The organism is Cellulomonas citrea (assembly GCF_009829685.1).
Classification (GTDB): domain Bacteria; phylum Actinomycetota; class Actinomycetes; order Actinomycetales; family Cellulomonadaceae; genus Cellulomonas; species Cellulomonas citrea.
Genome location: NZ_VWSD01000137.1, coordinates 1 through 7,956 on the forward strand (window position 1 = coordinate 1; position 7,956 = coordinate 7,956).

The 7,956-nt window shown below is 73.9% G+C and carries 7 protein-coding genes, 1 pseudogene and 1 riboswitch; of the genes and pseudogenes, 7 read left to right on the top strand and 1 reads right to left on the bottom strand.

Annotation, left to right across the window (positions count from 1 at the left end; genetic code table 11):
• On the top strand, positions 1–1,792 hold a 1,792-nt coding region (locus F2B26_RS12910), incomplete at its 5' end, for a DUF4012 domain-containing protein (RefSeq protein ID WP_210766851.1).
• 104 nt (positions 1,793–1,896) lie between these two features.
• The gene (locus F2B26_RS12915) at positions 1,897–2,490 is read left to right on the top strand and encodes a hypothetical protein (RefSeq protein WP_159810016.1); all 594 of its coding nucleotides are present in this window, start codon (positions 1,897–1,899) and stop codon (positions 2,488–2,490) included.
• Positions 2,491–2,570: 80 nt separating this feature from the next.
• Here the strand turns inward: F2B26_RS12915 and serC are convergent, their stop codons facing one another.
• Positions 2,571–3,680, bottom strand: coding sequence for a phosphoserine transaminase (serC, locus tag F2B26_RS12920; protein ID WP_159810018.1), 1,110 nt, complete (start codon positions 3,678–3,680; stop codon positions 2,571–2,573).
• A 134-nt stretch (positions 3,681–3,814) separates the two neighbouring features.
• Here serC and F2B26_RS12925 point away from each other — a divergent pair, with 134 nt between their 5' ends.
• From F2B26_RS12925 to F2B26_RS12945, 5 genes and pseudogenes are all read left to right on the top strand, one after another.
• Positions 3,815–4,507, top strand: a complete 693-nt coding sequence (locus tag F2B26_RS12925; RefSeq protein ID WP_159810020.1) for an iron-dependent transcriptional repressor DtxR — start codon at positions 3,815–3,817, stop codon at positions 4,505–4,507.
• Positions 4,508–4,748: 241 nt separating this feature from the next.
• Positions 4,749–4,906, top strand: a riboswitch (cyclic di-AMP (ydaO/yuaA leader).
• Between the two features lie 209 nt (positions 4,907–5,115).
• On the top strand, positions 5,116–5,664 hold the full coding sequence (locus F2B26_RS12930; RefSeq protein ID WP_328698679.1) for a C40 family peptidase: 549 nt from the start codon (positions 5,116–5,118) through the stop codon (positions 5,662–5,664).
• Positions 5,665–5,797: 133 nt separating this feature from the next.
• Positions 5,798–6,328 (top strand): HNH endonuclease, encoded by a 531-nt coding sequence (locus tag F2B26_RS12935; RefSeq protein WP_159810024.1) that lies wholly within the window; start codon positions 5,798–5,800, stop codon positions 6,326–6,328.
• A 132-nt stretch (positions 6,329–6,460) separates the two neighbouring features.
• Complete coding sequence (locus F2B26_RS12940) at positions 6,461–7,387, top strand: universal stress protein (RefSeq protein WP_159810026.1); 927 nt, start codon at positions 6,461–6,463, stop codon at positions 7,385–7,387.
• Between the two features lie 240 nt (positions 7,388–7,627).
• Positions 7,628–7,956 (top strand): annotated as a pseudogene (locus F2B26_RS12945) (hypothetical protein); the annotation flags it as partial.

Here is a 7,956-nt window from a genome sequence, read left to right on the forward strand (position 1 = left end):
TCGACGCGCACCGGCGCACGGCCGTGCCCGGAGGTCGCGCGGCCGCCTCGTGGGCCGCGTGGTCGCGGTGGTGCTCCTCACCCTCGTGCTCGCGTCCGGGTGGGTGGGGTTCCGCGTCTACCAGGCCGCCTCGGCGCTGCGTGAGGCCCGCAGCGCCGCGACCCTGCTGCAGCACGGGTTCTCGACCGGGGAGGTGTCGGCGAGCGGCCTCGCGACCGTGCAGCGGGCCTCGGCCCGGGCGGCCGCGGCGAGCAGCGACCCGCTCTGGCGGCTGGCCGAGGTCGTGCCGGTGGCCGGCACCCAGCTGCGGTCCGTGCGGGTGGTCTCGTCCGCCCTGTCGGATGTGACGAACGAGGTCGTCCCGCCGCTCGAGGACGTGCTCGGCAAGGTCCGTGCTGGCGGTCTGCGCACGGCCGACGGGCGCATCGACGTCGCCGCGGTCCAGGCGATGGCGCCGGGGCTCGCCCGCGCCGACGAGGTCGCGGCCCGTGCGCGCAGCCAGGTCGACTCGCTCGACACCCGCGGTCTCATCGGTCCGCTGGCCGGTCCCGTGGCCCAGGTCCAGGACGTGCTGGGCGAGGTGGCCGGCACGACGCACGCCGCCAGCACCGTCGCGTCGCTCGCACCTGTGATGCTCGGGGCCGACGGCCCCAGGACCTATCTGGTGCTCGCGCTCAACAGCGCCGAGCTTCGGTCGGCCGGCGGGATCGTGGGCGCCGTCACGGCGATCCACGTGGACCACGGTGCCGTGACGCTCGGCGCGCAGCTGTCCACCCGCGACCTGCCGAAGCTCGCCGACCCGGTGCTGCCGCTCACCGAGGACGAGCTGGCGGTGGCCGGTGACCGGATCGGGCGGTGGGTGCAGGACTCGACGTTGACCCCCGACTTCCCGCGCACGGGCCAGCTGGTCGCCGCCCGGTGGGTCGCCGCGCAGGGCGGCACCGTGGACGGCGTCGTGTCCCTGGACGCACCGGGCGTGGCCCAGCTGCTCGCGGCGACCGGCCCGGTGGTCACGTCCGACGGGCAGACGCTCACCTCGGACGGCTTCGTCGCGGCCGTGCTGCAGGCGCCGTACCAGGACGAGGTCGACGCGGGGGCGGTGGACCGCATGTTCGCCGATGTCGCCGGTGCCGTCTTCCGGTCGGTGCTCGGCGGCAGCGGGGACCAGAGGGCCCTGCTGACGGCCACCCGGACGGTCGCGGCGGACGGCCGGCTGCGGATCTGGTCGGCGCACGCCGAGGAGCAGGCCGTCCTGGAGCCCACCCAGGTGGGGGCCGCCTTCCTCAGTGGTCCCTTCCCGACCGCCGTCGGGGTGTTCCTCAACGATGCGACCGCGGGCAAGCTCGACTACTACCTCACGACCTCCCTGGAGGTGGTCGACACGCAGTGCGCCGCCGGTGCGGGCACCGCGACCCTGCGACTCACCCTGACCTACCGTCCGCCCGACGGTGTGGCGGGTGCCTCGCAGTACCTGCGCGGCCCCGGTCTGCCAGGGGTACCCCCGGGGGATCTTGCGACGTCGATCCTCATCGCGGTCGGTCAGGGTGACCAGGTGGGTCCGATCACCGAGGACGGGGTGAGCGTGGGCGGACGCGAGCTGCTGTGGGCGGGCCGCGGGACCCAGACCCTGACCTCGCTGCTCGCCCCCGGCCAGGCCGTCACCTACGAGGTCCAGGTCCCGGTGCACGGGGACCACCTGGACGTGTGGGCGACGCCGACGATCACGCAGGGCGGCCACCTGTCGGCCTCGTGCGCCCCCGTTTCTGCACGGCCGGCTGCGACGAACGGGTGATCTGTGCGCGGGCTGAGTCAGTTCACCCGGTGGAACAGTGGCCAAGGACCCTGTTGAATAGGAGATGATTCGTCCGATTCGTCCAGATGCCCTGAGGAGCCCCGATGCGTGCGATCCTGCGCGGACTTGCCGTCCTGGTCGTCGCCGGTGCCGCGACGCTGTCGCTCAGCTCGGCGGCGTCAGCCGCGACCGCCGACGACCCGTGCGAGGTGGCTGACGGCTACGCCGCCCCCGCCACCTGCAAGGTCCTGGTCGAGGACGTGACCGCGACCTGCACCGACGACCTGTCCGGTGCCAACCTCGCGTACGCGCTCACCGTCCAGGGCGGCCTGCAGGCGTCGACCGTGTCGGTGAAGATCGGTGACACCGCGGGGCACTCCGCGACGCTCACGGGTCAGCCGCTGTCCGGCTCGGTCGCCTGGCCGTCCGCCGTCTCGGCGAAGACCGCGACCGTCACCTTCACGACCGACACCCCGACGCCCTACGCCGTCTCCACGACGCTGGCGACGCCGAACTGCGTGAGCGCCGTGCTCGCCGCCGAGGACCCGCCCGCCAGCGCCTCCTCGGGTGGTGTCACCCAGGTGCTCGCCGCGACCGGTGCTCAGGTCGGCCCGATGCTCATGGTCGCCGCCGGGCTGCTGGTGGCGGGTGCTCTTGCGCTCCTGGTCGCTCACCGCCGTCGCGCCGGGGCCCGCTGAGCCCGTCCGACCCGTCACGACGCCGAGGGCCCCGCACCGTCACGGTGCGGGGCCCTCGGCGTCGTGCGGTGGGGTGCCGCTCAGGCGAGCGCCTCGATCACGTGGTCGAGGCAGGCGGTGAGGGCCAGCACGTCGTCCGGGTCGACGGCGGGGAAGGTCGCGACGCGCAGCTGGTTGCGCCCCAGCCGGCGGTACGGCTCGACGTCGACCACGCCGTGCCTGCGCAGCACCCCGGCCACCGCCTTCGCGTCGACCTCGGCCGCCAGGTCGATGGTGACGACGACCGGCGAGCGGTACTCCGGCTCGCTCACGAACGGCTGGGCGAAGTCCCGTGCCTGCGCCCACGCGTACAAGTGCCCCGAGGACGTGGCGGTGCGGTCGGCCGCCCAGTCCAGGCCGCCGTGGGTCACCAGCCAGTCGACCTGCTCGGCCAGCATGACGAGCGTCGCGACGGCCGGGGTGTTGAGCGTCTGGTCGAGGCGGCTGTTGGTGAGCGCCGCCGTGAAGGACAGGAACGGGGGCACCCAGCGCCCGCCGCCCTCGATCCGGGCGGCGCGTTCGATCGCGGCGGGGGAGGCCAGCGCGATCCAGAGACCGCCGTCGGAGGCGAACGACTTCTGCGGTGCGAAGTAGTAGACGTCGGTCGCGCCCACGTCCACCTGCACGCCGCCGGCCGCCGAGGTCCCGTCCACCACCATGAGCGCCCCGTCGGCCCCGGGGATCCGGTGCACCGGTGCCAGGGCCCCGGTCGACGTCTCGTTGTGCGGCCAGGCGTACACGTCGGCGTCGGCGGTGAGCGCCGGCAGGGCGACCGACCCCGGTTCCGCGGTGCGCACGGCGGGCTCGGCGAGGAACGGCGCGGCGGCGACGGAGGCGGCGAACTTGGCCCCGAACTCCCCGTGCACCCCGTGCGCGCTGCGGTGCGCGACCAAGCAGCTCGTGGCCACGTCCCAGAACGCCGTGGATCCGCCGTTGCCCAGCACGACCTCGTACCCGTCGGGCAGGTCGAACAGGTCGGCCAGCCCGCTGCGGATGCGCGAGACGACGGCACGCACCGGCTTCTGCCGGTGCGACGTGCCGAGCAGGGTCGTGGCGGCCGCGGACAGGGCCGCCACCTGCTCGGGCCGGACCTTGGAGGGGCCGGAGCCGAACCGCCCGTCGCGCGGCAGCAGGTCAGCGGGGATGGTCACAGTCGTCGGATCTGCGGGCACGGATGCGAGGATAGGCCCGGCGACGTCTCGTCGGACGGAACGGCCAGCATCGACGACGAGCCCGGGACCAGGCAGCCCCGTTACCAGGAGCACGACGAGCAGGAGGCCCGGCGGTGAGTGATCTCATCGACACGACCGAGATGTACCTCAAGACGGTCTACGAGCTGACCGAGGAGGGCATCCCGCCGCTGCGCGCCCGGATCGCCGAACGTCTGGGGCACTCCGGGCCGACGGTCTCGCAGACGGTCGCCCGGATGGAGCGCGACGGGCTGCTGGTGGTCGGCGGCGACCGCCACCTCGAGCTGACGGACGACGGGCACGACCGGGCGATGCGCGTGATGCGCAAGCACCGCCTGGCCGAGCGGCTGCTCATCGACGTCATCGGGCTGGACTGGCCGCACGTGCACGAGGAGGCCTGCCGCTGGGAGCACGTGATGAGCGTGCAGGTCGAGCAGCGGCTCGCGGCCCTGCTGGACCACCCGCACCACGACCCCTACGGCAACCCGATCCCGGGGCTCGCCGAGCTGGGGGAGCACGAGGAGGCCGAGGGCTTCCTCGAGGGCGTCCAGACGCTCGTCGCGTGGTCGGACCCGACGGCGCAGGTCGCGCGGATCGGTGAGCCGTTGCAGGTCGACATCGAGCTGCTCTCCCGGCTCGCCGGTGCCGGGGTGCTGCCGGGCTCCGTGGTGAGTGTCGACCGGGCCGACGGCGTCGTGTCGGTGGCGGCGCCCGGGTCGGCGGTCGTGCTGGATCTGCCCGAGGAGCTCGCCCGGCATGTCTTCGTGAGGGCCGTCGCGCCTCAGTGAGGTTTCTCACCTTGACGTGAGGCCGAACGTGCCTGACTTGTCCGCCTTTGGATGTTTTCGCAGGTCAGATAGCCCATTCTGGGGGGCTCTCCGAGGGGTGCGCGGAGCTCGTCCCGAGTCCGCTCCGAGACCTTCGTGACCAACGCGTGACATCGGCTTCACCCGTCGGGTACCGTCTGGATCGCTTCGCGGAACCCTCCTCCTCGAAGTCCTCGAGCGGAACGCCAAACCCTGCCGCCGCCACCGAGGTCCGCACGAACCGTCGGCAGGGACGGGGGAACCACATTGCGGGGCCTGCAGTCCGGGCCCCTTGGGGTGAAGCCGACCGGAGCGATCCGGCGGCCGGGTGACTCCCACCCGAACCCGACAGCTCACCTCGTCGGCGTTGGGAGAGGTACCACGTGTCAATGAGCAGCACCCGCGCTCGGCATCGCGCACCTGTACGCACGTCCACCCCGTTGACCGAGTTCGCTCGGACCGCCACCGCATCGATCGGCCAGGTCAGCCGCCGGTCCGCTGCGGTCGCCGCGACCTCCGGTGTCGCCATCACCCTGATCGGAGCGGGTCCCGCCCACGCGATCAGCTCCGACAGCCCGAACCTCACGGGCGTGGACACCACGACCGTGGCCGAGGCCGCGCGGGCCGCTCTGGACAGTGCCCCCGCCGTCAGCTCTCCCCAGACCGCCGCCTGGACCACCGACGTCGTCGCGGTCGCCGCGGTCAAGCCGGTCGCCAAGGCCGCCAAGCCCAAGGCCGCCGCGTCCCGCAGCACGGCGCGCGCCGCCGTGGCCGAGGCGTCCAGCCCAGTCCCGCAGTCGGTCGCCGGCAACGCGGTCCTCGAGGTCGCGGCCCGCTACGTCGGTGTCCCGTACGTCTCGGGTGGCACGTCGCCCGATGTCGGCTTCGACTGCTCGGGCTTCGTCTCCTACGTGTACGGCCAGCTCGGGGTCTCCCTGCCGCACTCCTCGTCGGCCTACCCCTCGATCGGCACCCGGGTCTCGGCGGCCGACGCCCAGCCAGGCGACATCATCTGGTCGCCCGGTCACGTCGCGATCTACGCCGGTGGCGGGATGCAGATCGACGCCCCGGTCCCCGGCAAGACGATCCAGTTCCGCGGGATCTGGCAGAGCAGCCCGGTCTTCATCCGCATCGGCTGAGACGGCCTACGGTGCGAGCCCCCGACGACGTCGATGTCGTCGGGGGCTCGTGTCGTTCCGGTGGTTCAGGCACGGCGCGTACCCTGGTCGCGCGCCACGGTGCGGCCGTCAGCCAGACGGCGAGCACCGGAGCATGGAGGTCACCGTGCTGATCGTCGAGCAGGCTCCCGGGTCGTCCACGCGTGCGCTGCTGCTCAACGCGAGCCTCGAGCCGCTGTGCGTCGTCGGCCTCAACCGGGCCGTCGTGCTGGTGATGACGGGCAAGGCCGTCGTCGTCGAGGCTGCAGGGGTGATGCACTCGGCCCGCAGCAGCGTCCCGGTGCCCGTCGTGCTGTCCCTCACCCGGTACGTGCACGTCCCGCCCCGCCGGCCCGCGCCGCCCACCCGGCGCGCCGTGCTGGCCCGTGACGACCACCGGTGCGCCTACTGCGGCGGCGGCGCCGACACGGTCGACCACGTGCTGCCGCGCTCGCGTGGCGGCCGGCACGAGTGGACCAACGTCGTGGCGGCGTGCGTGCGGTGCAACCACCGCAAGGCCGACCGGCTGCTGCACGAGATCGGCTGGGAGCTCGGCTTCACCCCGCGGGCGCCACGCTGGTCGCTGGCCGTGGCAGGTGCGACCGCACGGCCTGAGCCCGCCTGGAGCCGCTACCTCGCGGCCTGAAGTCGGCAGGAGGGCCCTCCGGGCACCGGAGAGCCCCCTGCGCGTGCCACGATGGAGGGGTCCGGCGAGGTGGCCGCCCGTCGGACGTGTGCGGACCTGACGGATCGCCACGCAACGGCCAGGAGGTGTCCGATGACGCGTGAGCCCGTGGTGCTCGTGGGGGTCGACGGATCGGCAGCAGGGATGCACGCCCTGGACTGGGCGGCTCAGGAGGCTGCGGCCCGGTCGTTGGGGCTGGTCGTCGCGTGCGCCTATGCGCTGCCGTCGTTCTCGGCCGCGACCCTCGACGGCGGCTTCGCCGCGCTCGACGACTCGGCGATCCGGGCCGGTGTCCAGGCCGTGCTCGACGAGGCGACCGAACGGGTCGCCGGTCGGGGCCTGCAGGTGCGGTCCGAGATCGCGGTCGGAGACGCCGCCGGGGTCCTCGTCGAGATGTCGCAGCGCGCCGAGCTGGCCGTGGTCGGCACGCGTGGTCGGGGCGGGTTCGCCGGACGTCTGCTCGGGACGGTCTCGTCGGCGCTGCCCGCGCACTCCTCGTGCCCGACGGTCGTGGTGCCGCTGCGCGAGAACGGGCGTCCGCTGGCCGACGACGAACCGGCGCCGGCACCGAAGCCGCTCGCCCGGATCGTGGTCGGCGTCGACGGCTCGACGCAGTCCGAGATCGCCCTGCGGCACGCGATCGCCGAGGCCGAGCTCTGGGGGGCCGAGCTGGTCGCGGTCGCCGGGGTGCCGGTCGCCTCGATGACCGGCGTGCTCGCCTGGGTCCCCTCGGCCGTCGACACCGAGCAGATGCTCAAGGACTTCGAGGAAGGTGTCGCCGGCACCCTCGACCGCTGCCTCGCCGGGCACGACGGGCTCTCGGTGCGTCGGATCGTGCTCGACGGCACCGGGGCGGAGCTGCTCACCGAGTTCTCCGTCGCCACGGACCTCGTCGTGGTGGGCAGCCGTGGCCGTGGCGGGTTCGCCGGCCTGCTGCTCGGGTCCACCAGCCAGGCGGTGCTGCACCACTCCCAGTGCCCCGTCATGGTCGTCACGGACCGCTGCGCCACCGCGTCCTGACCGCTGCCACCGCGTCCTGACCGCTGCGCCACCGCGTCCTCACGGTCGCCACTGCGTCCTGACCCCGCTGTCGGCGCGGCCCCGGGCGGAGGCGAGGTCGCGGGCCCCGGGACGTCCGTGAGCCCGGGGTGTCGTCCGTTCGGATGACTGCCGGCCCGTGCACCTGGCGGGATCTCAGATCGGTCGTGCCCGTCGCCGATCCGCAGGAGGACGGACTTCTCACTCGGGCGGAGCAGGCGGATGGACCAGGTGCGGCCCCGGACGCTGCCGACCGCAGCCACGGCGACAGCCGCGGCCACGGCACCGGTGCGTCCGCTGCTCGACCGGGTGCCGACGCAACGCAGCCCGCACACCCTCGAGACGCCGTCCACGACCGCAGGCGGACGGCCCGCGGTGGTGCTCCTCGTGCTCGCCCTGCTGGGCGGCTCGGCCGGGCTCGCCCCGCTGGGCGGGGTCGGCGGCTGGGTCGCCCAGGGGCCGACGGCCGTGGGTGTCGCCGATGCCCAGGCCGCCGCGGACGGGGATGCGGCGACCATCGGCGCGCAAGGTGCGGCCGAGGCCGGTGGTGC

Excerpts from the sequence above, each read along its gene's own strand:
- F2B26_RS12935 (WP_159810024.1), top strand. The coding sequence starts at position 5,798 with ATGGAGGTCACCGTGCTGATCGTCGAGCAGGCTCCCGGGTCGTCCACG.
- F2B26_RS12915 (WP_159810016.1), top strand. The coding sequence starts at position 1,897 with ATGCGTGCGATCCTGCGCGGACTTGCCGTCCTGGTCGTCGCCGGTGCC.
- F2B26_RS12940 (WP_159810026.1), top strand. The coding sequence starts at position 6,461 with ATGACGCGTGAGCCCGTGGTGCTCGTGGGGGTCGACGGATCGGCAGCA.